Annotated in this window: 22 protein-coding genes; 11 read left to right on the top strand and 11 right to left on the bottom strand. The window is 72.7% G+C overall.

From position 1 onward, the window contains the following. The first annotated feature begins 103 nt into the window (after positions 1-103). From BLW76_RS25505 to BLW76_RS25490, 4 genes are read left to right on the top strand one after another with little or no spacing between them, the layout of a single operon-like run. On the top strand, positions 104-1,384 hold the full coding sequence (locus tag BLW76_RS25505) for a SidA/IucD/PvdA family monooxygenase (protein WP_091311674.1): 1,281 nt from the start codon (positions 104-106) through the stop codon (positions 1,382-1,384). Then, on the top strand, positions 1,384-3,096 hold the full coding sequence (locus tag BLW76_RS25500) for a class I tRNA ligase family protein (protein ID WP_244170302.1): 1,713 nt from the start codon (positions 1,384-1,386) through the stop codon (positions 3,094-3,096). Before BLW76_RS25505 ends, BLW76_RS25500 begins: the two co-directional genes overlap by 1 nt. Further along, positions 3,096-4,133, top strand: a complete 1,038-nt coding sequence (locus tag BLW76_RS25495) for an NAD(P)/FAD-dependent oxidoreductase (RefSeq protein ID WP_091311671.1) — start codon at positions 3,096-3,098, stop codon at positions 4,131-4,133. The genes BLW76_RS25500 and BLW76_RS25495 overlap by 1 nt, the downstream gene beginning before the upstream one ends. After that, positions 4,133-5,437, top strand: a complete 1,305-nt coding sequence (locus tag BLW76_RS25490; protein ID WP_091311668.1) for an FAD-dependent oxidoreductase — start codon at positions 4,133-4,135, stop codon at positions 5,435-5,437. Before BLW76_RS25495 ends, BLW76_RS25490 begins: the two co-directional genes overlap by 1 nt. Before the next feature lie 66 nt (positions 5,438-5,503). On the opposite strand, the gene BLW76_RS25485 is transcribed toward BLW76_RS25490, so the two are convergent. From BLW76_RS25485 to BLW76_RS25440, 10 genes are all read right to left on the bottom strand, one after another. Continuing rightward, positions 5,504-6,757 carry an ATP-grasp domain-containing protein gene (locus BLW76_RS25485; protein WP_091311666.1) on the bottom strand — a complete coding sequence of 418 codons (1,254 nt, stop codon included), beginning with the start codon at positions 6,755-6,757 and terminating at the stop codon, positions 5,504-5,506. Beyond that, positions 6,750-8,009, bottom strand: coding sequence for an acyl-CoA dehydrogenase family protein (locus tag BLW76_RS25480; protein ID WP_091311664.1), 1,260 nt, complete (start codon positions 8,007-8,009; stop codon positions 6,750-6,752). The genes BLW76_RS25485 and BLW76_RS25480 overlap by 8 nt, the downstream gene beginning before the upstream one ends. Next, entirely contained in the window at positions 8,006-9,322 is a 1,317-nt protein-coding gene (locus BLW76_RS25475; protein WP_091311662.1) for an ATP-grasp domain-containing protein, read from the bottom strand. Before BLW76_RS25475 ends, BLW76_RS25480 begins: the two co-directional genes overlap by 4 nt. Next, complete coding sequence (locus BLW76_RS25470; protein WP_091311660.1) at positions 9,319-10,578, bottom strand: MFS transporter; 1,260 nt, start codon at positions 10,576-10,578, stop codon at positions 9,319-9,321. Before BLW76_RS25470 ends, BLW76_RS25475 begins: the two co-directional genes overlap by 4 nt. Before the next feature lie 180 nt (positions 10,579-10,758). Next, positions 10,759-12,003, bottom strand: a complete 1,245-nt coding sequence (locus BLW76_RS25465; RefSeq protein ID WP_244170301.1) for an ATP-binding protein — start codon at positions 12,001-12,003, stop codon at positions 10,759-10,761. A 177-nt stretch (positions 12,004-12,180) separates the two neighbouring features. Further along, a complete protein-coding gene (locus BLW76_RS25460) occupies positions 12,181-13,080 on the bottom strand; it encodes a PfkB family carbohydrate kinase (RefSeq protein WP_091311658.1) in 900 nt (299 codons plus the stop codon). Further along, on the bottom strand, positions 13,077-13,463 hold the full coding sequence (gene rbsD / locus BLW76_RS25455; protein WP_091311656.1) for a D-ribose pyranase: 387 nt from the start codon (positions 13,461-13,463) through the stop codon (positions 13,077-13,079). The genes BLW76_RS25460 and rbsD overlap by 4 nt, the downstream gene beginning before the upstream one ends. Further along, a complete protein-coding gene (locus BLW76_RS25450; protein WP_091311654.1) occupies positions 13,460-14,218 on the bottom strand; it encodes an ATP-binding cassette domain-containing protein in 759 nt (252 codons plus the stop codon). Before BLW76_RS25450 ends, rbsD begins: the two co-directional genes overlap by 4 nt. Positions 14,219-14,226: 8 nt before the next feature. Beyond that, entirely contained in the window at positions 14,227-15,177 is a 951-nt protein-coding gene (locus BLW76_RS25445; RefSeq protein WP_091311651.1) for an ABC transporter permease, read from the bottom strand. Continuing rightward, positions 15,174-16,205 carry a sugar ABC transporter substrate-binding protein gene (locus tag BLW76_RS25440; protein WP_091311649.1) on the bottom strand — a complete coding sequence of 344 codons (1,032 nt, stop codon included), beginning with the start codon at positions 16,203-16,205 and terminating at the stop codon, positions 15,174-15,176. Before BLW76_RS25440 ends, BLW76_RS25445 begins: the two co-directional genes overlap by 4 nt. 148 nt (positions 16,206-16,353) lie before the next feature. On the opposite strand from BLW76_RS25440, the gene BLW76_RS25435 reads away from it, so the two are divergent. Further along, complete coding sequence (locus BLW76_RS25435; RefSeq protein ID WP_091311647.1) at positions 16,354-17,394, top strand: LacI family DNA-binding transcriptional regulator; 1,041 nt, start codon at positions 16,354-16,356, stop codon at positions 17,392-17,394. 39 nt (positions 17,395-17,433) lie between these two features. Here the strand turns inward: BLW76_RS25435 and BLW76_RS25430 are convergent, their stop codons facing one another. Then, entirely contained in the window at positions 17,434-18,090 is a 657-nt protein-coding gene (locus BLW76_RS25430) for a hypothetical protein (RefSeq protein WP_091311645.1), read from the bottom strand. 116 nt (positions 18,091-18,206) lie between these two features. Here BLW76_RS25430 and BLW76_RS25425 point away from each other — a divergent pair, with 116 nt between their 5' ends. The 6 genes from BLW76_RS25425 to BLW76_RS48710 all read left to right on the top strand — a co-directional run bounded on the left by BLW76_RS25425 (position 18,207) and on the right by BLW76_RS48710 (position 22,709). Then, complete coding sequence (locus BLW76_RS25425; protein WP_208613378.1) at positions 18,207-18,740, top strand: RNA polymerase sigma factor; 534 nt, start codon at positions 18,207-18,209, stop codon at positions 18,738-18,740. After that, positions 18,733-19,452, top strand: a complete 720-nt coding sequence (locus BLW76_RS25420) for a hypothetical protein (RefSeq protein WP_091311640.1) — start codon at positions 18,733-18,735, stop codon at positions 19,450-19,452. Before BLW76_RS25425 ends, BLW76_RS25420 begins: the two co-directional genes overlap by 8 nt. 140 nt (positions 19,453-19,592) lie before the next feature. Beyond that, on the top strand, positions 19,593-20,906 hold the full coding sequence (locus BLW76_RS25415) for a tachylectin-related carbohydrate-binding protein (protein ID WP_167384733.1): 1,314 nt from the start codon (positions 19,593-19,595) through the stop codon (positions 20,904-20,906). A gap of 72 nt (positions 20,907-20,978) precedes the next feature. Continuing rightward, positions 20,979-22,301 (top strand): tachylectin-related carbohydrate-binding protein, encoded by a 1,323-nt coding sequence (locus BLW76_RS25410; protein WP_208613377.1) that lies wholly within the window; start codon positions 20,979-20,981, stop codon positions 22,299-22,301. Between the two features lie 4 nt (positions 22,302-22,305). Continuing rightward, a complete protein-coding gene (locus tag BLW76_RS48715) occupies positions 22,306-22,455 on the top strand; it encodes a hypothetical protein (protein ID WP_167384732.1) in 150 nt (49 codons plus the stop codon). A gap of 95 nt (positions 22,456-22,550) precedes the next feature. Further along, a complete protein-coding gene (locus BLW76_RS48710; RefSeq protein WP_167384731.1) occupies positions 22,551-22,709 on the top strand; it encodes a hypothetical protein in 159 nt (52 codons plus the stop codon).

Below are 22,709 nucleotides of genomic sequence, written 5' to 3'. Positions count from 1 at the left end.
GCGGCGGGGAAAATTTTCCCTACCACCCGGGAAAGCGGGCTCCTTACGATCGCTGGCGGCGGCACGCGGCACGCCGACCTATTCCCAGAATCGGAGTGTATCTGTGACCGAAGTACAGGTGGGTTTGCTCGCGATCGGAGCCGGACCGGCGAACCTCGCGCTCGCGGTGGCCGTCGAGGAGTCCGGGCACCCGGAACTCGCCCGGCAGACACTGCTGCTGGAGCAGGGCCCGGACATCAAGTGGCAACGCGACCTGCTGATGCCGTGGGCGCGCAGCCAGGTCTCCTTCCTCAAGGACCTGGTGACCCTGCGCAACCCGCGCAGCAGGTTCTCGTTCCTCAACTTCCTGCACGACCAGCAGCGACTCGACGAGTTCGTCAACCTGGGGACGTTCCACCCGTTCCGGTGGGAGTTCTCCGACTACCTGCAGTGGGTCGCGAAGTCACTGGAGCAGGTCCGCATCCGGTACGACGCGAAAGTCCGGAGCGTCGAACCCGCGCGCGACGACGACGGCTCGATCGTCGGCTGGATCGCCACCCTCGCCGACGGGGACACCATCCGCTGCCGCGACCTGGTCGTCGGCGGCGGGCGGGACACGCACGTGCCGGACGTCTTCGCCGGCCTGCCCGCCGACCGGCTCATCCACAGCGCCCAGTACCGCCGCCGGATCGCCCAGCTGCCCGCCGACGCGCCGCTGCGCGCCGTCGTCGTGGGCGGGGCGCAGAGCGCCGCGGAGATGTTCATGGCCCTGCACGACAACCTGCCCAACAGCACCCGCACGATGATCGTGCGGTCCGTGGGGCCGCAGAACTACCAGACGAGCAAGTTCGTCAACGAGCTGTTCTTCCCGTCGTTCGTCGACCGGTTCTACGACAGCCCGCCCGAGGTCCGCCAGCAGGTGCTGGACGAGATGCGGCTGACCAACTACGCCGGCGCGGCCCCGCCGTTCCTCGACCACATGTACACGACGCTCTACCAGCAGCGCGGCATCGGGCAGCAGCGTTCGGAGGTGCGGACGCTGACCGAGGTGGTGGGCGCGCGGGTCGACGGCGACGAGGTCGTGCTCGACCTGCGTGACCGCACCAGCGGCAAGGTGGAGCCGCTGCACTGCGACCTGGTGCTGCTGGGCACCGGCTTCGACAACCGGATGCCCGCGCTGGTGCGCGACCTGGCCAAGCACGTCGGGCTGGCGGAGATCTCGGTCAGCCGCTGCTACCGCGTCGACCTCGGCGAGTCCGCGTGGGGCGCGGTGTACCTGCAGGGCGTCAACGAGGCCACGCACGGCATCGCCGACTCGCTGATCAGCGTGCTGGCCCACCGGTCCCACGACATCGTCGACGACCTGCTCGCCCGCCGCGGCGGCGGCGAGCGCGAGGCCGTCTGATGGACCGCCTCGTGGTGATTTCGCCCGCGCCGACGGCGAACGGGGACCTGCACCTGGGCCACCTCGCGGGTCCGTTCCTGGCCGCCGACGTCTGCACCCGCTACGCCCGCGCGACCGGCCGGGAAGCGCTGTACGGCACCGGGATGCACTTCACGCAGAACTACGTCGTCGCCGCCGCCGAGCGCCTCGGCGTCGCCCCGGAGGACCTGCGGGAGCGCTCGTCCGAGCAGGTGCTGCGGACCTTCGCCGCGATGGGCGTCGAGATCGACGGGTTCGGCTGCCTCGGCGACCGGTTCACCGCGCTGGTCACCGGGTTCTACGAGCGGCTGCACCGGCGCGGCCTGCTGGAGCTGCGGACGGTGGCGTTCCCGTACCTGCGCAGCACGGGCGAGTACCTGATGGACGCCTACGTCACCGGCGGGTGCCCGTTCTGCCTCGCCGAGGGGTGCGCCGGGATCTGCGAGAGCTGCGGGCTGCCGATCGCCCCGGGCGACCTGATCGGCCCGCGCTCGACCGCGCGGCCGGACGAGCCGCTGGAGATCCGCGAGGTGGACATCCTCGTGTTCCCGGTCGAGCGGTACCGCGCGCAGCTGGAGGAGTACTTCGCCCGGACGCCGATGCGGCCCGGCATGGCCCGGCTGATCGGGTCCGCGCTGGCGCGGCCGCTGCCGGACTTCCCGATCACGCAGCCGGCGTCGTGGGGCATCCCGGCGCCGTTCCCGGAGGTGGCGGGGCAGGTGTTCTACGCGCACATGGAGGGCATGCCGTGGAGCATGTTCACCACGGCGCTGGGCGCCGAGCGGCGCGGCGCGGTGCTGAGCTCCGACGACGAGCTCTGGCGGTCCGGCGCCGGCACGACGGTGGTGTACTTCCTCGGCCTGGACGCGACCTACCCGTTCGCGATCGTGGGCACGGCGCTGCTCACCGCGCTCGGCGAGCACGTGCTGCCGGCGCAGTACCTGACCAACGAGTTCTACGAGCTGGCCAGCGAGAAGTTCTCCACCAGCCGCGGGCACGTGGTGTCCGGGCGGGAGCTGGCGACCGAGGTGCCGCGCGACCTGATCCGGTTCCACCTGTGTGCGACGAGCCCGGAGTACCAGCGCACGGACTTCACCCGCGAAGCTCTGGCACGGGTGGGCGAAACGCGGCTGACGGGCCCGTGGAACCGGGTCGCGGCGGCGGTCGACCGCTGGGTGGACCGCGGTCCGCTGCCGGTGTCGGCGGAGGCCCGCCGGACGGCGAAGCGGATGGTGGAGCGGTTCGCCGACGCCTACGAGCTGCCGCGGTTCAGCCTGACGGCGGCGGCGTCGACGTTGGCCGAGCAGCTCGGCCGCCTCGACCGGCTGGCTTCGTCCGTGACCGAGGGGACGGCGGGCGACCTGTGCCACCAGGTGGAGGTGTTCCTGCGGTGCGCGGCGCCGATCCTGATCGACCTCGCGGCCGCGGCCCTGCCGGACACGATGCTGCCGGGCCATCCGGACGCGGACACGGTGACACCGAAGCGCCTGCCGCGGCTGTCCGTCACGGCCCCGCCCAAGCGCCCCAATGTGGCGTTCGGTGCGTCCAACGCACCCAATGTGGCGTTCGGTGCGTCCAACGCACCCAATGTGGCGTTCGGTGCGTCCAACGCACCCAATGTGGCGTTCGGTGCGTCCAACGCAACCAACGCCACATTGGGGCGCACGGGACCGGCCGGGGCGACGGCGCGCTGATGGCCGCGGTCGCCGTCGTCGGGGCCGGCGTCACCGGGCTCGTCACCGCGATCGGGTGCGCCAGGGCCGGGCACCGCGTGACCGTGCTCGACCGCGGTGCCGTCCCGAACCCCGCGTCGACGTCGTCCGACCAGCACCGGGCCCTGCGGGTCCTGCGCCCGGACGACGTCGACGGCACCGCGCGGATGGCCGAGGCCCGCCGCCGGTGGGCGGAGCTGGAATCCCTGCTGCGAACGGACTTCGTCCGGCCCGTCGGTGTCGTCACCGCCGGTACGCCGGACGAACTCGCGCGGGCCTTCGACACCGCCCGCCAGGCGGACGTTCCGGCCACCGCCGTCGCGCCGGAGGCCCTGCCGCCGGTGCTGTTCCCCGACGGAACCAGCGGCGTTTTCGATCCCGGTGGCGCCGTGCTGCTGGCCGATCGGTTCCTCCGCGCGGCCGTCGGCTGGCTCGCCGCGCACCCCGGCGTGACCCTGCGGCCGGGGTGCGCCGTCACCGGCGTCCAAGACCACTCGGTCCTCGCCGACGGCGAAGAACTCCAGGCGGACGTGGTGCTGCTCGCCGGTGGGCCGTGGACCAGGGACCTGGCCGGGCCGCCCGTCGTGCTGCACCGGCAGACCATGGTCTACCTGCGGCCGCCGTCGCACCTGACCAAGTGGTGGGCGACGGCTCCCGGCGTGGGCCGGATCGGGGCCGAACGCAGTGCCTGGCTGCTGCCGCCCGGCGACGGCACCCTGCTCAAGATCAGTTCGGACGCCGTGTGCCGGGAGGTCGCGACCACCGCGGACGCCGACGACCCCGGACCGTGGGCCCGCCGGCTGCTCGCCGAGCCGATCCTCGCCGGTGCCGAGGACTACGTCGTGGCCGGGACCAAGGACTGCCACTACGCGGCCGACGCCGGCACCGGTGGTCCCGTGCTCGCCCGCCTGCACCCGTCGGTGTGGGCCCGCTCCGCCTGCGGCGGCTCCGGGTTCGGCGCCGCCCCGCTCGTCGCCCGGGAAATTCTCGGCCGAGTCAACGACAAGGAGTGTGCGTAGTGGAGTTCACGATCGTGGGGGCCGGCATGGCCGGCGCGTTCCTCGCGCTCTCGCTCGGCCGGCAGGGACACGTCGTGACCGTGTACGACCGCCGGCCGGACCCGCGCGGGACGTCCGTCGCGGTGACGTCCATGAACCTCGGCCTGTCCCGGCGCGGCCTGGCGGCGCTGGACCGCCTCGGGCTGGCGGACGAGGTGCGGCGGCTCGTCGTGCCGATGCGCGGGCGGCTGCTGCACAACACCGACGCGAGCCTGCGCTTCTCGTCCTACGGCGACGGTGGCATCCTCGCCATCCAGCGCCGGGACCTCAGCGCGCTGCTGGTCGACGCGGCCCTGCGGGAACCCGGCGTGCGGTTCGTGTTCGACACGCGGTGCACCGGTGTGGACCGGGAACTGCCGTCGGCGACCTTCGAGGCCCCGGACGGGCAGACGTTCAAAGTGCGGCCGGACGTCGTGGTGGGTGCGGACGGCGCGTTCTCCGCCGTGCGCCGGTTCATGCACCACGAGCTGCGCGCGGAGTTCTCGCAGAGCTACCTCGAGTGGGGCTGGCGCGAGCTGCACATCCCGGCCGCCGCCGACGGCACCCACCGGATGGCCGACGACGTCTTCCACCTGTGGCCGCGCGGCGACACGATGATGTTCGCCCACCCCAACCGCGACGGGTCCTTCACCTGTTCGTGCGTCCTGCCGTTCCACGGCCCGACCGGCTTCGACGCGCTGCGCACCACCGCGGACGTGGAGACGTTGTTCCGCCGCGAATTCCCCGACGTCCTGGCGCTGGTCCCCGGCCTCGCCGAGGAGTTCCTGAACCGGCCCACGTTCAACCTCGTCACGGTCAGCACCGCGCCGTGGACCCACGAGGGCAAGGTGGCGCTGATCGGCGACGCCTGCCACGCCGTCTACCCGTTCCTGGCCCAGGGCATGAACTCGGCCTTCGAGGACGCGCTCGAGCTGACCGACAGCCTCGCCCGTCACCCCGCCGACCCGGCGGCGGCGCTGGGCCGGTACTACGCCCGCCGCAAGCCGAACACCGACGCCCTCGCCGCCATGTCCCACCGCAACTTCGCCGAGCTGCGCGACACCGTGCGGTCCCCCGGCGTCCGCCTGGAACGGGCGTGCGACACGGTTCTGGAGAAGCTGCTGCGCCACCGCTGGATGCCGCTGCACGCGATGGTCACCAACACGACCATCCCGTACCTGCAGGCCCAGCACCGGGCGAGCCGGCAGCACCGCATCCTGCAGACGCTCGGCGTGGCCGCCCTCTCGGCCGCCGCCGTCGGGGTGGGCCGCCGGCTCCGCCGCTGATCCGCCCACGCGAAAGAGGCCTTCGCCGGACCATCGGCGAAGGCCTCTTTCCTTGGCAGCGAACAACTACTCCGGGCGCGTCTCGATCCGCACCAGGCCCGCGGCCTTCTCGGCGCGCTGCAGCGCCTCGGCCGGGCTGTCCGCCTCGGCCATCACCAGGCCCGCGCGGTCCCACGAGCTGCGCAGGCCGGCGAACCGGTGCCCCGGGCCGACCTGGAGGTCGACCAGGAACACGCCCGCCACCCGGCGGGCCTCCTCGAGGCCTGCCACGGCGCCGATCACGCCGGGCTCCATGGGGACGAACCGCACCGCCGCGCCACCGGTCGCCCGGGTGGGCAGCGGCGGCGGGGTTTCGCCGCGCATCACGGCGAAGTACGCCCGCAGCAGCTTGACCGGGTAGGCGTGGTCGATGATCTCCATGATGCCGTCCCCGGCGATCCGGCCCGCGCACTCCACGAGGTACGGGACGCCGTCGTCGCCGACGATCCACTCGCAGTGCACGATCCCGTCGGCGAACCCGACCGCCGCGAGGAGCCGGCGGGTCACGCCCGCCAGCGTCGACGTGAGCTCGTCCGGGATGTCGGCGGGCACGATGTGGGCCAGCTCGACCGGCCGCGGGCCCGGGTAGAGCTGCTTGCCGGTGACGTTGGCGAACAGCTGCTCCCCGCCGCGCACGAGCATCTCGACGCTGTATTCGGCGCCGGGCACGTACCGCTCGGCCAGCATCCGCAGCTCCATCGGCCGGTCCGGGACGAAGATGCCCTCGTCCTGCTCCAGGCAGTTCGCCCACGCCTGCTCGACGTCGGCGGGGTCGTGCACGATCTGGGTGCCCACCGCGGCCTGCCGGTTCGCCGGCTTGAGCACCACCGGGCCCGGGTGCGCGCGCTGGAACGCCCGCACGTCCGCCGGGCTCGTCACGGTGACGCTCTCCGGGTTGGCCAGGCCGGCGGCCGCGCTGACCCGGCGCAGCACGGCCTTGTCCCGCAGGACCAGCGCGGCACCGAGGCCCGCGCCCGGCACGCCGTAGCGTTCGGCGAGCCGGGCGGCGAACGGGGTTGCGTACTCGATCAGCGGGATGACCGCGACCGGGTCCAGGTCCGGGTGGGCGGCGTGGAACTCGTCGGCCGCGCCGGGCCGGGTGTGCTCCCACTCGACGAGCTCGCGGACCAGCGCGGACCCGGCCAGCTTCGCGCGCAGGTCGCGCTTGCGGACCACGTCCGGCTCTTCGACGAGGACGACCGAGCCGTCGGGCTCGACGCCGGTGAGGGCCAGCAGCACCGGCGTCACGAACCCGACGACCAGGACGGGCCGCTCAGGCATCGGTCTCGGTCTTGGGCTTGTCGACGATGCCGAGCATGAACCGCATCGACGGCTTCGCGCCGACCAGGTGCGCCCCCACGGTCTGGGTGACGCGGTCGCGCGCGGTCGGGTGCATGGCCATGGTCACCGCGTCCCGCAGCCACCGGTTCATCGGGTCGCCGGACCGGATCGCCGCCGTGCCGAGCAGGTCGCACAGCCGCAGCACGACGCGCTTGGCCATCTGGAACGCCTGCCAGCCGGTCAAGGCCGGCGCGACCCGCTCGTCGGGGGTGAGGTCGTCGAGCGTGCCGATGCCGTCGGCGGTGACCTCCCACTGCCGCTCCAGCGCCCGGTACACCCCGGCCCGGGTCGTGCTGTAGTCGGCTTCGCACTCGGCCAGGGTGATCTGGATGTGCTCGTTGTCCTTCCAGGCGAGGCCGCTCATCCGCCACGGCGAGCCCTTGAGCATGTCGACGCGCTCGATGGTGAGGTCGCGGACGTAGTCCAGGGCGGCCCGCGCGACGCCGAGCGGGGCGCCGCACATGCTGCGCTGGATCACGTCCGGCTGCACGAGCGGCCCGTTCGGGACCTTCGGGTTGTCGAACGTCAGGGTGTGGTTCTCCGGCACGAACACGTCGGTGATCGTGTAGTCGCTGCTGCCGGAGCCGCACAGGCCGAGGGTGTACCAGTTGTCGAGCGAGCGGATGTCCTCCTGCGGCACCATGAACAGCCGCGACTCGTGCGGGTTGCTGCCGTCGGGGCTGGCGTAGGGTTCGCCGTTCTCGAACACCATCGCGCCGGAGGCCACCCAGTCGGCGTGGGTCGAGCCGCTGCCGAACCCCCACCGGCCGGTGAGCCGGTAGCCGCCGGGCACCCGCTCGGCGTGCCCGGTCACCGGGAGCACCCCGGCCGAGTGCATGTCGATGCTGGTGAACATCCGGCGGGCTTCGTCCTGGTCGAGGAAGTTCGCGTGCAGGCCGATGTCGGAGCCGAGCTTGGCGCACCAGCCCACGGACGCGTCGCCGTAGGACAGCGCTTCGATCACCTCGGTCTGCTCCATCGACGTCATCTCGGGGCCGCCCCATTCCCGGCTGAACCCGATGCGGAAGACGCCGGCGTCGCGCAGCAGCTGCACCACGTCGTCGGGCAGGCTCCGGTTCGCCTCGATCTCCGCGGCGCGTTCGCGCAGGACCGGCGCGAGCGCCTTCGCGTTCTCGAGGATCTGCGCGCCGGTCAGCGGCACATCGGTGCGGGCGGGCTCGGTCATGGTCATGCGGAAACTCCCTCGTGTTCGTCGACGTCGAGCAGCCCGGCGGGCATTTCGAAGGCGGTACCGGGTTCTGGTGGGTCGACCGGATCGGCGTCGACCCGCACCGAGGCGGCGGCGGCGTCCAGTCGCCGGCCGCAGGTGACGGGGTCGTCGGCCGCGCACACCACGAACGAGTGCCGGGCCAGGTAGCCGCCGGGTGGCAGGCGCAGGGTGGTCCCCCGGTCGATCATCGGTGCCGCGAGGACCAGACCGGGTGCGTTGTCCGGGACGGTGATCTCGTGGACCAGGCAGTCGTGGTCCGGGTAGCCGAACCGGATGCCGGCGACCGCGTGCCGGGTCGGGGTGATGGCCGGCCGGTGGCCGGTGGCGACGGCGAACAGGACCTCGCCGGGGTCGATGCCGGTGGCCGTCTTGCCGAGGAACGGGATCAGGTCGCCGCCGAGCCGTCCGTTGACCTCGATGATCAGCGGGCCGCGGTCGGTCAGCCGGACCTCGGTGTGGGTGATGCCGTCTTCGACGCCGAGCGCGCGGTGCGCGCGGGCCAGGACGTCGAGCAGCTGCGGGTCGTGCAGCAGCGGGTCGCCGGCGTCGACGACGTGGCCGACCTCTTCGAAGTACGGCGGGTCGCCGGTGTGCTTGCGGGCGACGAACATCGGCAGGTACTCACCTTTGTGCACGGCGGCGTCGATGCTGATCTCCGGCCCGCGGACGAAGCCCTCGACGATCGCGGCGCCGCCGTAGCGGCTCTGGTCGACCGTGGCCGCGCCCATCGCGACGGCGAAGGCGGCGTCCAGCTCGGACTCGTCGCCGGCGAACACCACGCCGATGCTCGCGCCCATGGCCCGCGGCTTGAGCACGACCGGGTAGCCGATCCGGGCGGCCGCCGCGCGGGCCTCGTCGAGGCCGGTGGTGAGGGCGTACCCCGGCTGCAGCAGGCCTTCGGCGGTCAGCACGGTCCGGGTGCGGTTCTTGTCCCGGCAGCCGCGGACCCCGGGCACGCTCAGGCCGGGCACGCCCAGTTCGGCGGCGAGCTCGCCCGCGGCGAGGACGACGGGTTCGTCCCAGCACATCAGGCCGACGACCCGGTGGCGGGCGGCGACCTCGCGGGCGGCGGCGAGCATTTCGCCGGCGTCGAACACGTCGACGTGGACGATCTCGTCGAAGTAGCCGCGCTGCCAGGTGGGCTTGAGGTTGTTCAGCAGCACCAGGCCGAGCCCGGCCCGGCGGGCGCACCGGTGGATCGACTCGACCAGGTACTCGCGGTAGGTCCGCAGCCCGCTGCCGATGACCAGCAGCACGCCCTCGGGTTCGGTCATGATCGCTCTCCCACGGCTTCCGGTTCGGGGACGGGGGCCGGCACCGGCGGCGTCCGGAGCCCGTAGATGTGCATCGAGCCGGCCGCGACCGACAGCAGCGCGCAGCAGCCCCAGAACACCGGGCCGCCCGCTCGGGTGAAGACGAACAGCCCCAGCACCGGGCCGATCGTCGCGGCCAGGCCGGACAGCGTTTCCTTCGTCGCGATGTAGCGGCTGCGCACCCGCACCGGGAAGGTGGCCGGGTGCGCGGCCGTGCTCGGCCCGTGGATCATCAGCCCGGACACCGCGAAGAGCGCCCCGGCGAGCACGAAGAACGGGTGCTGCGCGAGCAGGCCGTAGAGGGTGAACCCGAGCGCGCTGACGAGGTTGCCTGCCAACCCGGCGACGTACTTCGGGATGCGGACGATGTAGGTGGTGATCTTCAGTTCGCAGGTGATCAGCACGACCGAGGAGATCACCAGCACCGTGCTGTACAGCCCGACCGGGTAGCCGGCGGAGACGATGTTCAGCGGCAGCACCGCGACCGATCCGGCGTAGACCATCATGCCGAACACGCCGGCGACCAGGTAGCAGAGGAAGCGGGTGTCGCGGAGCATCGTCCCGTAGACCGCCCGGGCGCTCGCGGTCTTCGCCGGGCCGCCGTCGGGCTCGGTCCGGTGGCCGGCGCCGGACTGCCGTGGGAGCAGGGTGAACGCCAGCAGCGCCCACAGCGCCGCGGTCGCGCCGTCCAGCCAGAACAGCAGGTCCCAGTTCACCAGGATGAGCAGGGCGGCCAGCAGCGGGGCCACGGCGGCGCCGATGTTCAGCGCGATGCGCATCATCGAGAAGCCCATGACCTTGTGCTCTTCCGGCATGGACTCGGCCAGCAGCACCGCGGCCGCCGGCCGGTACGCCTGGATGGCCAGGCCGGACAGCGCGACCACCGCGAGCAGCGCCGCGGGCACGCCCCGGACCAGCGGGATCGACGCGACGAGCGGGGCCGCGCACGTCATCACCGCGACGATCGTCGTCCGGCCGCCGAACCGGTGGGTCAGCTCGCCGCCCAGCATGGCGCCGAAGATCGCGCCCACGCTGTAGGCGGCGAGGCAGACCCCGGCGAAGCCGGGCGAGCTGCCCCGGAACGTCAGGTACAGCACCAGGAACGTCTGGACGAACGCGCCCAGCTGGTTGACCAGCATGCCGGCCAGCAGGTATCTGACCGGGGCGGGGGTCGCCCGCAGCACGGCGAAGACGCCGGTCCGCGTACTGCCGGTCACCCGGCCACCTCCTTGGTCGGTCGCACAGTCACCTCCGTGGTCACGAACTCGCGACGGCCGGCGGCACCGTGTGTCCACAACGGACGGTGAGCGCCGTCGGCCCGATGCGCAAAGGCTAGGTTCGGCCGGTTCCCGGTGGGTAGGGGAACTCTTCCCGCCGATCCGGGAATCTCGGCCAGCTCACCGCTCCGCGGCGAAGGCCCTGACCAGCGCGGGGATCGGGTAGCGGCCGGCGACGTCGGCGCGCCGGAGCAACCCGGCGTCCACAATGGACTCAAGGAGCTCTTCGGCGGTCTCGGTGGCCACGCCCAGCGCCGCGGCGACGGCGGCCGGAGTCGCGGCGTCCGAGCCGAACTGGCGGACGGCCGCCCGCGCCGCGGCGGAAAGCCCCTCGTACGCCGCGGTGAACCGGTCGCGGACGGTGACGTCCCCGACGCCGAGGCTGTCCAGCAGCCGTTCGCGGCCGGCGAGCCGGGCGGCGGTGGCGGCGATCGTCCATTCCGGCCGGACCGCGATCCGGCGCCCGATGACGCTGACGGCCAGCGGGAGATCCCCGCACAGCGCGGCGATCGCGTCCGCGGCCGAGTGCTCGGCGTGGATCCGGTGCGTGCCGGCGAGCCGCCCGAGCAACGCCACCGAATCCGCGCGGGGGAAGGCGGCCAGCTCCACCCGGTGCGCGTCCTCCAGGGCGGGCAGCCGCGCGCGGCTGGTCACCACGACCTGGCTGCGCGCCGTCCGGCCGAGCAGCGGGCGCACCTGTGCCTCGGTGCCGGCGCCGGTCAGCAGCACGAACAGCCGGTGTTCGGCCAGCAGCGACCGGTACAGGTCGATCCGGTGCACCGGGTCGTCGGGCACGGCGGAGGCCGGCACGCCCAGCGCCCGCAGGAAGCCCCGCACGATGTCGTCGGTCGACCGGCCACCCGGCCCGGTGCCGCCCAGGTCGGCGCAGAGCTGCCCGTCCGGGAAGGCCGCGGCGACCTCTTCGGCCAGCCGCACCGCGAAGGCGGCTTTGCCGGTCCCGATCGGACCGGTGACGAGGACCGGCGCTCTCCCCGGCCCGCCCGCCTCGATCGCCGCGGCGGCGGCCGCGAGTTCGGGTGCACGCCCGACGAAGGTTCTCGAGCCGGGCGGGAGCTGGGCCGGCCGCACGGCTTTCGTGCGTGCCTCCTGGGCGACGCTCCACCAGCGCTGTTCCCACGCCCCGCGGTCACCACCGCACGCGGACACGAACGCCAGTGTCACGGCCAGGGTCGGCAGCCGCCGCCCGCTGGCCGCGGTGGACAGCACCGACGGGGCGAAGTGCGCTGTCCTGGCGAGTTCCCGGTAGCCGGCGTTGCCCGCCCGGTTCCGCAGCACCCGCAGCTCGTGAGCGAAGGCGGCGACCGGCCCGGCGGTGGGATCCAGCGGGCGTTCGGGGCGACCCATTGCCATCTCCCTCTGCCTGAGCTCATTGCTAAAGGGGCGATGAGCTTTGCTTCAGATACAAAGGGAAACCGGGCCACCGTGGCTGACCCGATCGGCGTAACCGCGGTGGCAGGAAACCACGCCGTTTCCGGCCACCGCAGCGTGCTACCTGCCGGGTGCAAAGGGTTTCCTGAGCCGTCACCGCCGGGCGGGCACGAGCGCCGCCGCCACTTCGGCCGGAGTCGGCCCGCCCGCGCGGGCGCCGGGTGCCGTCACCGACAGCGCGGCCGCGACGTTCGCCGTCCGGACCGCCCGGTCCAGCGGGTCGCCGGCCGCGAGGCGGGCGGCGAGCACGCCGTTGAACGTGTCGCCGGCGCCGGTCGTGTCGACCACCGTCGTCCGGTGTGGAGCGACCTCGACCGGCGGTCGGCCCGGCAGCGCGTAGCGGACGCCGTCGCCGCCGAGCGTGACCACCACCGGTGCCCCGGACCGCGCGGCGAGCGTCGCGAGATCGGGGGCGAGTTCGGCGGCCTCGCCCCCGTTCGGGGTGAGGATCGGGCCGTGCCGCAGCAGGTCCGCGACGACCGGGACGACCGGGGCGGGGTTGAGCACGCAGCACACCCCGGCCGCGGTGGCCTCCTCGACGGCCGCGGCGACCGCCGCCTCCGGGATCTCGGTGCTGACGAGCACGCAGCCGCACGACGGGAGAGCCGCCCGCAGCGAGGCCCGGACCCGGTCGGGGTCGACGTGGGCGTTCGCGCCGGCCCCGACGGCGATCTGGTTCTCGCCCGCGGCGTCGACGACGATCACCGCGGCCCCGGTGGGCACCTCGGGGAGCCGTTCGACGAACGCGACGTCGACCCCGGCTTCCGCGAGCTCGGCCAGCGCGCCCGCGGCGACGTCGTCGGTGCCGACCGCGCCGATCAGCCGGACGGGCGCGCCGAAGCGGGCGGCCGCGACCGCGGCGTTCGCCCCCTTCCCGCCGCCGTGGCGCACCATCGCGGGCCCGACCACCGTCTCGCCGGCGCGCGGCAGCCGGCCGGTGACGACGACGTGGTCGACGTTCACCGCGCCGACCACCACGACGGCTCCGGTCACCACGCCACCCCCGCCCGCAGCAGGACGTTGGCGTACGGCGTCGCGTCCCCGGTGCGGACCACGAAGCGGCACTGCCCGAGCCGGTCCTTGAACTCCGCGTGCGGCAGCAGCTCCGGCTCGACGAGTTCGCCGAGGGCCCGGTGGACGTCCGGGTTGGCAGCCACGACGTCCTCCGACGCCCACGCCGCCTCGACCGTCACCTCGGCCAGCAGCGGCCGCAGGACCGTGAAGAAGTCCGGCGTGCCGTAGACGACGCCGAGGTCGATCACCTCGACACCGTCGGGCACCGGCAGGCCCGAGTCGCTGACGGCGAACAGGTCGGTGTGCCGCAGCTGCGCGAGCGCCCGGGTGAGCTGCCCGTTGATCAGGCCGGTGCGTTTCACGCGGCCTCCGAAAGGGTTCCGGTGATCAGGCCGACCAGCTGGTCGCCCGTGACGTCGGCGACCGGACGGCGCGCGACCGCCCGCCCGCGGCGCAGGACCACGACGGTGTCGGCCACCCGCATCACCTGCTCGAGGTCGTGGCTGATGATGAGCACGGTGACGCCGCGGTCGCGCAGCGACAGGATCAGCTTCTCCACCGCCGCCGTTTCGCGGACGCCGAGCGCCGCCGTCGGCTCGTCCATGATCACCATCGACTTGCCCCAGGTGACCGCGCGGGCGATGGCGATGCTCTGCCGCTGCCCGCCGGACATGCGCCGGACCGTCGTGCGCACCGACGGCACGTTGACGTCGAGCCCGCCGAGGATGTCCCGGCTTTCCCGGATCATCCGCGGCCGGTCGAGCACGCCCAGCAGCGGGATCGGCCGCAGCAGCTCGCGGTTGAGGAAGAGGTTCTGCCACACCGCGAGGTCGTCGATCAGGCCGAGGTCCTGGTAGACCGTCTCGATGCCGAGGTCGCGCGCCGCCTGGGGCGAGGCGAGCCGGATCGGCTCGCCGCGGAAGAGCAGCTGCCCCTCGGTGGGCGGGTGCACGCCGGTGAGGCAGCGCACGAGCGTGGACTTGCCGGCGCCGTTGTCGCCGACGATCGCGGTGACCTCGCCCTCGGCGAAGCCCGCCGTCAGCCCGTCGAGCGCCCGCACGGCGTCGAACGACTTCACCAGGTCGCGGGCCTCGATCAGGTACTTCGTCTCTGTCATGTGCCGCCTCACTTCCGGAACCGGGCGAGCAGGGCCGCGAGCAGCACCACCGCGCCGACGGCGATCGTCTGGAAGTACTGGGAGATGCCGATGATCGTGAAGCCGTTGACCAGGCTGGTCAGCAGCACCGCGCCGGTCACCGAGCCGACGACCGAGGCCTTCCCGCCGAACAGCGACGACCCGCCGAGCACCACCGCGGCGATCGAGCTGAGCAGGTAGTTGGTCTGCAGCGACGGGTCCGCGCCGCCGTTGCGGGCCACCAGCATCACCCCGGCCACGCCGCAGAGCAGGCCGGACGCCGCGTAGGCGGCCAGGCGCACCCGCCGCACCGGGATGCCGGAGCCCAGCGCCGCGTCGGAGCCGCCGCCGACGGCGAGCAGGTGCGTGCCGGCGCGGGTGCGGAACAGCGTGAACCACACCAGCACCGCGGCGGCCAGCGCGATCAGCCAGAACCAGCGCACCGGCCCGATCCCGTCCAGCGCGATCGCCTGCAGGAACGACGAGGACACCGCGACCGTGTTGCCCTCGGTCAGCAGCAGGGTGATGCCGCTGACCACGCTCAGCGAGCCGAGTGTGACGATGAAGTCGGTCATCTTCAGGTAGCCGACGAGGAACCCGTTGACGAGGCCGACGACGACGCTGCCCGCGATCGCGATGAGGATCGCCAGGCCCAGCGGGACACCGGCGGTCGCGGTCGCGCCGAGCAGCGCGGCCGCCCACGGCAGGTTCGCGCCCACCGACAGGTCGATCCCGGCCACCACGACGGCGAACTGCTGGCCCAGGGCCAGCACGGCCAGGATGGACGAGGCGACCAGCAGGTCGCCGATGTTGCTGAGAGTCAGGAAGTGCGGGGTCGCGATGAAGAACGCGACCCACACCACGACCAGCGCTCCGGGTGCGGCGTAGTCGGCCGCGCGGGCGAGGTCGAACGAACGCGGCCGGGCCGCCGTCGCCGTCATCCGGCGACCAGCGCGGCGAGCGGGTTGTCGAACGGCGCGAACGGCTTCGGGAACGAAGCGAGCTGCTGGTCGACGACCGCGTTGTCGATGAAGGCGATCGGGGCGACCACGCGCTGCGGGATCGGCTTGCCGGAGTGCGCCGCGATGCAGGCCTGCACGGCGAGCTGGCCTTCGGCGTACGGGTACTGGGTGATCGTGCCGTAGAGGTCGCCGCTCTTGACCGACGCGAGGGCGTCCTTGATGCCGTCGACCGAGATGACCTTGATCTTGCCGGCCAGGCCGGCGTTCTTGATCGCCTGGACGGCGCCGAGCCCCATGGTGTCGTTCGCGGCGAAGATGCCGGTGATGTCCGGGTGGGCCTTGAGGATCGCCTCGGTGACCTGCAGCGCCTTGTCCTGCTCGTAGTCGGCCGGTGCGCGCTGGACGATGTCGAGCTTGCCGCCGGTCGCCTCGGTGAAGCCCTTTTCGCGGTTGATGCCGTTCTGCTCGCCGGCGATGCCCTGCAGGATCACGACCTTGCCGGTGCCGCCGAGCGCGGTCAGCATCTTCTGCCCGGCCAGCGTGCCCGCCGCGACGTTGTCGGAGCCGATGAACGACGCGTACGAGACGCCCGCCGCGCTCGAGGCGGCCGGGTCGATCTGCGAGTCGAGGTTGAGGATCGTCTTCTTCGCGCGCGCCACCGGCACGAGCGGGGTGATCACGTTGCTCGCGTTGACCGGGACGACGCCGAAGCAGTCGTAGCCCTGGCCGGCCAGGGTGGAGATCTTCGCGTTCTCGCCGTCGGCGTCGGTCTCGGACGTGCCGGCCTGCACGTTGACCTCGACGCCGCGCTGCTTGCCCTCGGCCAGCGCGCCGTCGCGCAGTGCGGCCCAGTACGGGTTGGTGAAGTTGCGGGTGACGATGGCGATCTTCGGACCGCTCGCCTGCTTGGCGTCGTCACCACCGCGGCCGCAGGCCGTGGTCATCCCGGCGACCGCGGCGGCCGCGACCGTCACCGCGACGATGCGGCGAAGGTTCCAGCTTCCCATGAGTGTTCTCCCTGGTCAGAGCGAATCAACACGTGTTGATTCTTGAGTGCGAACACGGGCTGAGGCGCCGTCAACTCGTGTTGATGAGGCATCCTGTGCTCTGGCACACTGCTTGTCAAGACTCGGGCTGAAGAACGGAGTTTCTCGGATGGCGGTGACGCGGGCGGACGTCGCCCGGCGGGCGGGGACGTCTCCGGCGCTGGTCAGCTACGTGCTCAACGACGGGCCCCGGCGCGTCGCCCCGGAAACCCGCGAGCGGATCCTCGCCGCGATCGACGAGCTCGGCTACCGGCCCAACACGGTGGCCCGGTCCCTGCGGATGGCGAAGGGCCACGCGCTCGGGCTGGTCATCCCCGACAGCGCGAACCCCTACTTCGCGCTGCTCGCCCGCGCGGTCGAGGAGACGGCGCACCGGTTCGGCTACCCGCTGCTGGTCGGCAATGCCGCCGACGACGAGACGCGCGAACTCGGTTACCTGCGCGCGTTCCTGGACCGGCAGGTGGAGGGCGTGCTGGCGATCCCGTCGACGACGGGTCCCGCGCTGCGCGCGGAGTACGCGAAGATCCCGACGCCGGTGGTGTTCGTCGACCGGTCGTTCGGCGACGGGGACGTGCCGACCGTCGTGGCCGACGCGGTCGACGGGGCGCGCGAGGTCGTCGCGCACCTCATCGGGCACGGCCACACGCGGATCGCCTGCCTGAGCGGTCCGGACGTCTCGACCTCCCGCGACCGCGTGGCCGGGTACCAGCGCGCGCTGGCCGAGGCCGGCCTCACCGCGCTGCCGGTGCTGCGCCGCCCGTTCGGCGGCCGGGCCGGCTACGAGGCGCTCGCAGCGCTGCTGGCCGGGCCGCACGCGCCGACCGCGTTGTTCGTCACCAGCGACCTCGCCGCGCTCGGCCTCCTGCGCGCCGCCACCGACCACGGCCTGCGGGTCCCGGACGATCTCGCGGTCGCCTCGTTCGACGGCATCGAGTACGCGGCCTACACCAGTCCCGGTCTCACCACGGCCGAGCAGCCGATCTTCGAGATGGGCAAGCTGGCGGCCGAGCTGCTCGTGGGCGCCCTCGGCGACGAACCGCGCCCGAGCGGGCTGCACACCCTGCCCACCCGGCTGACGACCCGGGGTTCGTGCGGCTGCGCCGACTCGTTCGTCCGGTCGTCGAACACGCTGCTGGAGCGGATGCCATGAACGACTCTTTCATGACGTGGGACGTCATGAAAGAGTCGTTCATGACGTTCGAATCCGCGACCGAGCGTCCTTGCGCAGCCGTCGCCGCACGCGGCGGCCGCCCACCAGCAGCACGGCTCCCCCGGCGACGACGAGGCCGGCCACGGCCAGCACGGCCCCGAGCGACGCCGGTGCCTCCGGCGTGGCCGCCACCGCAGTCGGCGCGAACGTCCGGATCGGCACGGTGCGGCCGTCGTTCGGGGCGATCGGGGGCCGGATCGCGCCCCACGGCTGCTTTTCGGCCCAGGCCATCGGGGCCGGGGGTGGCTGGACCGCCAGCCGACCGGGCACCGTCAGCGTGCCGATTTCGTAGTCGGCGAAGATGCCCTGCCGCGCCGACACCCGCCACACCCCGTCGTGGGGCAGGACGACCGCGGTCGCGTAGTGCGCGGGTTCGCGCAGGGCGACCCCGGGGAACACCACGGGCCCGCCCTGCTCGGGCGTGAAGACGAGCGCCGTCACGCCCAGCTCCCCGTCGGTGACGTGGGAACCGTGCTGCAGCACCCAATACCCGACGGTGTAGGGCTGACCGGCCCGGAACGTGTCCGGCAGCGGGTCGGGGTAGGTCACCGCCCAGTTGCCCGCCCGCGCGCCGGGTGCCGGCACCAGCATGGCCACCAGGACGGCGCCGAGCACGGAAAGGAGTCGCAGTTTCATGCCCGCCCTACACCGCGGGAAGCGATCCGGTTCCCGCGGAACCTCGCGGCCGCGGCCGGTGTAGAGGAGGGTGGAACACCGGTGGGAAGGGGCGGGCGACGGACGACGACGAAGTGGTGGCCCGGATTCGCGACGGCGACAGCGCTGCCTACGGGACGCTGGTCGACCGGTACACCGCGCTCGCCCACCGGACGGCCTGCCTGCTGGGCGCCGGGCACGAGGCCGAAGACGTCGTCCAGGAGGCGTTCGTGAAGGCTTTCCGGGCGCTGCCGTCGTTTCGCGGTGGTGCCTCGTTCCGCGCCTGGCTGCTGCGGATCGTCGCGAACGAGACGCACAACCTCGTCCGCTCCCGGCGCCGGCGGGCCGCGACCGAGCTGCGCGCGGCGAGCCTGGCACCGGTCGGTGACGGCGATCCGGCGGCACAGGCGCTGTCGGACGCCGCCGGTGCCGCGTTGCTCGACGCGGTGCGGGCGCTGCCGGAGAAGAACCGGGCCGTCGTGGTCTGCCGGTACTTCCTCGACCTCACCGAAGGCGAGACGGCGGAGGTGCTCGGGTGCCCGCGGGGCTCGGTGAAGTCGCGGGCGCACCGCGCGTTCGCCCGGCTGCGGGAGCTGCTGGCCGAACCGGCCAAGGAGGCGGTCGGTGACTGATCCCCAGGACGCGCGGCTGGCCGCGGCACTGCGTGCCCTCGGCGAACGCCTGGAGGTGCCGCCGGCGCCCGACGTGCGCGAGGCCGTCCTGGCCCGGCTGCCCGCCCGGCCGCGACGGCGTCCGGTGGTGCCGCGCTGGGCCGGCATCGCCGCGGCGCTGCTGCTGGTGTTCGCCGCGGCGGTCACCTTCTCCCCCGCCGTGCGCGCGACCGTGACCGACCTGCTGCGGTTTGCCGGGATCGAGCTGCGCACCGAACCCGGTCCCCCGGTACGCGGCCAGGGCCTGCTGCCCGGCGAGCGCTCGGTGGAGCTCGCCGAGGCGCGTCGGCTGACGGCGTTCCCGATCGGGGTCCCGGCGGCGCTCGGGCCACCGGACGACGTGCGGGTCACCGGTGCCCCCACGCGCGTGGTTTCGCTGCTGTACCAAGGCGGAACGGTCCGGATCGACGAGTTCGACGGGCAGCTCGGGCCGGTCTTCGAGAAGTTCCTCGGCATGTCCGGCGGCCGGCGGGTGAGCGTCGCCGGGGCACCGGCGATCTGGATCGACCGGCCGCACGAGCTGATGTACGTCGACCGGACCGGGCAGTGGCGCACCGAAACCGCCCGGCTCTCGGCGCAGTCGCTGCTCTGGCAGCGCGGCGCGGTCACCTACCGGCTCGAAGGCGCGTTCGCCGTCGAAGAGGCACTGAGGATCGCGGCGACGGTTTCCTGAACGTCGCCGTGTCCGCATGCGGCCAGCGGCCGGATTCGCTCATGCGGCGCCCCGGAAAACCCTCATATGCTCTGCCGCGTCGAGCCGCCTTCCCGGGTCGTGGCCGACGCAAATCTTTCCATTCGATGAGGGGTTTTCCCATGTTCGGAAACAGAATGCGCGCCGCTTTGCTGGCGTTCTCCGTCCTGCTGAGCGGCCTCACCACGACCGTGCTGACCGCCGCTCCCGCGTCCGCCGCCGCGTCGTGCGCCGGTGGGGTCTCGGTCTACGGCGTGCTGCCCGACGGCCGGCTCTCCTACACCACGATCGACCCGGACAACGGCAACATCACGCACGTCGTCGTCTCCTCGAAGTCGCTCGGGTTCACCCCGAAGGCGTTGGCCACGCTGAACTTCAACACGCTGCTGGTGACGTCCCCGGCTGGTGTCCTCTACCGCGTCGACGTCGTCACCAACAGCGGCAGCCTCACGTTCAACGACCCGATCGACGTCCAGCACGGGTGGACCCACAACCTGCTGGCCTACGACGGCCACGGGCACCTCTACGGCACGACGTCCGGCGGTTCCCTGCTGCAGTACCTCGTTTCCGCGCCCAAGCCCGGCGCGAACCAGATCGGCCAGCGCCGCGAGATCGGCAGCGGCGGGTTCGCGCTCAAGACGCTTTCGGCGTCCGGGGACGACCGGCTCATCGCGACCGCGGCCGACGGGCAGCTGATCAGCTACACGGTTTCCCAGACCGGCACCACCTACACCCGCGCGCAGCTCGACGACGCCGGCTGGCAGAGCTTCGAAAACCTCGTCTCCCCCGGCGGCGGCCTGTACTACGGCAAGAACCCCGACGGCGCCATGTACTGGTACGAGGACGACGACCCGGCCGACGGCTCCGGCACGGACATCGCCTACCACCTGAACGACCCGGTCGCCTCGCGCGGCTGGACGCAGTACCTGCTCTCGGCCGACCCGGCCGGCTGCACCAGCACCACCCCGGTCAAGCCGCTGCGCTCGAAGATCGCCACGCTCGCCACGGGCGAGGTCGGCACCGGCGAGGCGAGCTGCGACAAGTACAACGACGCCTGCGACCGCGGCGCGCTCGACTGGTGCGCGATGTTCGCGACCTGGACCTGGTCCGCGGCGGGCGTTTCCGGCGTCCCGCGCGGCACGTTCATCGCGCGTGCCCTCGGCAAGTGGGGCGTCGACCACGACCTGTTCAAGTACCGCTCCAGCAGCACGCACGGCAGCCCGAAGATCGGTGACTGGGTCATCTACGGCGCGCCGGACGGCACCACCGGCGGTCACGTCGACGTGATCACCTCCGTGCACCCCGACGGCACGCTGACCGTCGTCGGCGGCAACGTCGACAGCAGGGTGACGCGGAAGGTGATCGACCCCGACACCGCCCGCTCCGGCCGCGACAACGTGCTGATCTCCGGCTACGTCTCCCCGCCCGGCGCCTGACCTTCCCCCGTTTTCCCGGCGGTGCCGCGGCACGGGCCGCGGCACCGCCCTCCACAAACCCTGGAGTTTCCCTTGCGTACCACCAGATCGATCGCCGCGGCCCTGGCCGCCCTGTCCATCCTGACCGCCGGCGCCACCGCCGCGAACGCCACCACCGAAGCCGACACCATGGCCGCCCGGATGGCGCAGCTGGCCGCCTACCAGACCGCGGCCTGCGTCCCCGGCGGCCCGACCGCGGCCGACACCGCCGCGGCCACCCGGCTCAACAGCGTCCTGACCGGCACCCTGAAAGGCCACATGACGCCCTACCGCGTTTCGTGCGCCCGTGCCGTCATCGACGCCGTGCAGGCCCGCGGGCTGGACGAGCGCGCGGCCGTCATCGCGATCACCACCACGATCGTCGAGTCCCTGATCGAGAACATCAGCGAGAAGGTCGACCACAGCAGCCTCGGCCTGTTCCAGCAGCTCGACTCCTGGGGCACCGAGTCGCAGCGGCTCAACCCGGCCTGGGCCACCAACGCGTTCCTGGACGTGATGGCGGACTTCTACCCGAACGGCAGCTGGCGCACCGCCCCGATCGGCGAGGTCTGCCAGCGGGTCCAGCGCTCCGCCTTCCCCGAGCGCTACCAGCCGCAGGCCGCGGACGCGCAGCGCATCGTCGACGAGCTGAGCAGCCCGGCCGCGACCACCGTGTCGGTCTACGGCGCCCTGTCCGACGGACGCCTGACCTACAGCACGATCAACTCGCAGACCGGCAACCGCACCAAGACCCTCGTCTCGTCCGACAACCTCGGGTTCGCGCCCAAGGCGCTGGCGACGCTGAACTTCAACACCGTGCTCGTGACCTCGCCCGCCGGCGTGCTCTACCGCGTCGACGTCATCACGAACAACAACTCGCTGCAGCTCGGCACGCCCGTCGCGCTCGGCGGCGGCTGGACCCACGACATGCTGACCTACGACGGCCACGGCCACCTCTACGGCATCGCCGGCAGCACCCTGATGTCCTACGTCGTCTCCCGGCCCAAGCCGGCGAGCAACCAGATCGGCCAGCGAGCCGTGATCGGCACCGGGTTCACCATGCGCACCATCGCCGCCACCGGCGACGACTGGCTCGTCGGCATCAGCACCACCGGTGTCCTGCGCTCGTACCACATCGCGGCCGACTACACCTGGACCGGCAAGACGCTGGCGGACCGCTGGAGCACCTTCGACCAGATCGTGTCACCCGGCTACGGCCTGTACTACGCCCAGACCCGCGACGGCGCGCTGTACCGCTACCACGACCACAACCCGTTCGACTTCGACGGCTCGGACATCCAGGGGTTCGGCACCGACCCGGTCGACACCAGCGGCTGGACGCAGACGCTGCTCTCGGCCCAGCCCTTCGGCGCCTAGCGACATGGGAGACGAGGCCGCCCGCTGGTGGGGCGAACCGGGCGGCGGTCCCCGCCCGGACCCGCCGGGGTGGTGGCCGGAGCCGGACAGCCTGCACTGGGTGCGGAGCCCGGAGCCGGCGGGCCAGGACGACCGCCCCGACGGCTCCGCGTGACCGGATCCGGACAGTGGCCGGACTTGCTCTCCCCGCGTAAGACATCGGGGCCTAACTTGTCACATGTCAAAGATCGCTTTCGCGGGGAGGACGACATGATCAAGCGAGTGCTGGCCGGGCTGGCCGCGGGAATCGCGGCGACGATCGCGTTCGGGGCGCTGGCTGCCCCGGAGGCGGCGGCCATCCAGGATCCCACCACCAAGTGCGTCTGGATCTGGACCCAGGGCGGGGGTGTCTGCAAGAAGCTGGAGTAG

Source organism: Amycolatopsis tolypomycina (genome assembly GCF_900105945.1).
In the GTDB taxonomy this organism is placed as follows: Bacteria; Actinomycetota; Actinomycetes; order Mycobacteriales; family Pseudonocardiaceae; genus Amycolatopsis; species Amycolatopsis tolypomycina.
The sequence above is the reverse complement of the archived record's forward strand: the minus strand, read 5'-3'. Positions and strand labels throughout refer to the sequence as shown.

Coding starts and splice junctions, on each gene's coding strand:
- BLW76_RS25500 (WP_244170302.1), top strand. CDS start 1,384: ATGGACCGCCTCGTGGTGATTTCGCCCGCGCCGACGGCGAACGGGGAC.
- BLW76_RS25495 (WP_091311671.1), top strand. CDS start 3,096: ATGGCCGCGGTCGCCGTCGTCGGGGCCGGCGTCACCGGGCTCGTCACC.
- BLW76_RS25485 (WP_091311666.1), bottom strand. CDS start 6,757: ATGCCTGAGCGGCCCGTCCTGGTCGTCGGGTTCGTGACGCCGGTGCTG.
- BLW76_RS25480 (WP_091311664.1), bottom strand. CDS start 8,009: ATGACCATGACCGAGCCCGCCCGCACCGATGTGCCGCTGACCGGCGCG.
- BLW76_RS25475 (WP_091311662.1), bottom strand. CDS start 9,322: ATGACCGAACCCGAGGGCGTGCTGCTGGTCATCGGCAGCGGGCTGCGG.
- BLW76_RS25465 (WP_244170301.1), bottom strand. CDS start 12,003: ATGGGTCGCCCCGAACGCCCGCTGGATCCCACCGCCGGGCCGGTCGCC.
- BLW76_RS25450 (WP_091311654.1), bottom strand. CDS start 14,218: ATGACAGAGACGAAGTACCTGATCGAGGCCCGCGACCTGGTGAAGTCG.
- BLW76_RS25445 (WP_091311651.1), bottom strand. CDS start 15,177: ATGACGGCGACGGCGGCCCGGCCGCGTTCGTTCGACCTCGCCCGCGCG.
- BLW76_RS25440 (WP_091311649.1), bottom strand. CDS start 16,205: ATGGGAAGCTGGAACCTTCGCCGCATCGTCGCGGTGACGGTCGCGGCC.
- BLW76_RS25435 (WP_091311647.1), top strand. CDS start 16,354: ATGGCGGTGACGCGGGCGGACGTCGCCCGGCGGGCGGGGACGTCTCCG.
- BLW76_RS25430 (WP_091311645.1), bottom strand. CDS start 18,090: ATGAAACTGCGACTCCTTTCCGTGCTCGGCGCCGTCCTGGTGGCCATG.
- BLW76_RS25415 (WP_167384733.1), top strand. CDS start 19,593: ATGTTCGGAAACAGAATGCGCGCCGCTTTGCTGGCGTTCTCCGTCCTG.
- BLW76_RS48715 (WP_167384732.1), top strand. CDS start 22,306: ATGGGAGACGAGGCCGCCCGCTGGTGGGGCGAACCGGGCGGCGGTCCC.
- BLW76_RS48710 (WP_167384731.1), top strand. CDS start 22,551: ATGATCAAGCGAGTGCTGGCCGGGCTGGCCGCGGGAATCGCGGCGACG.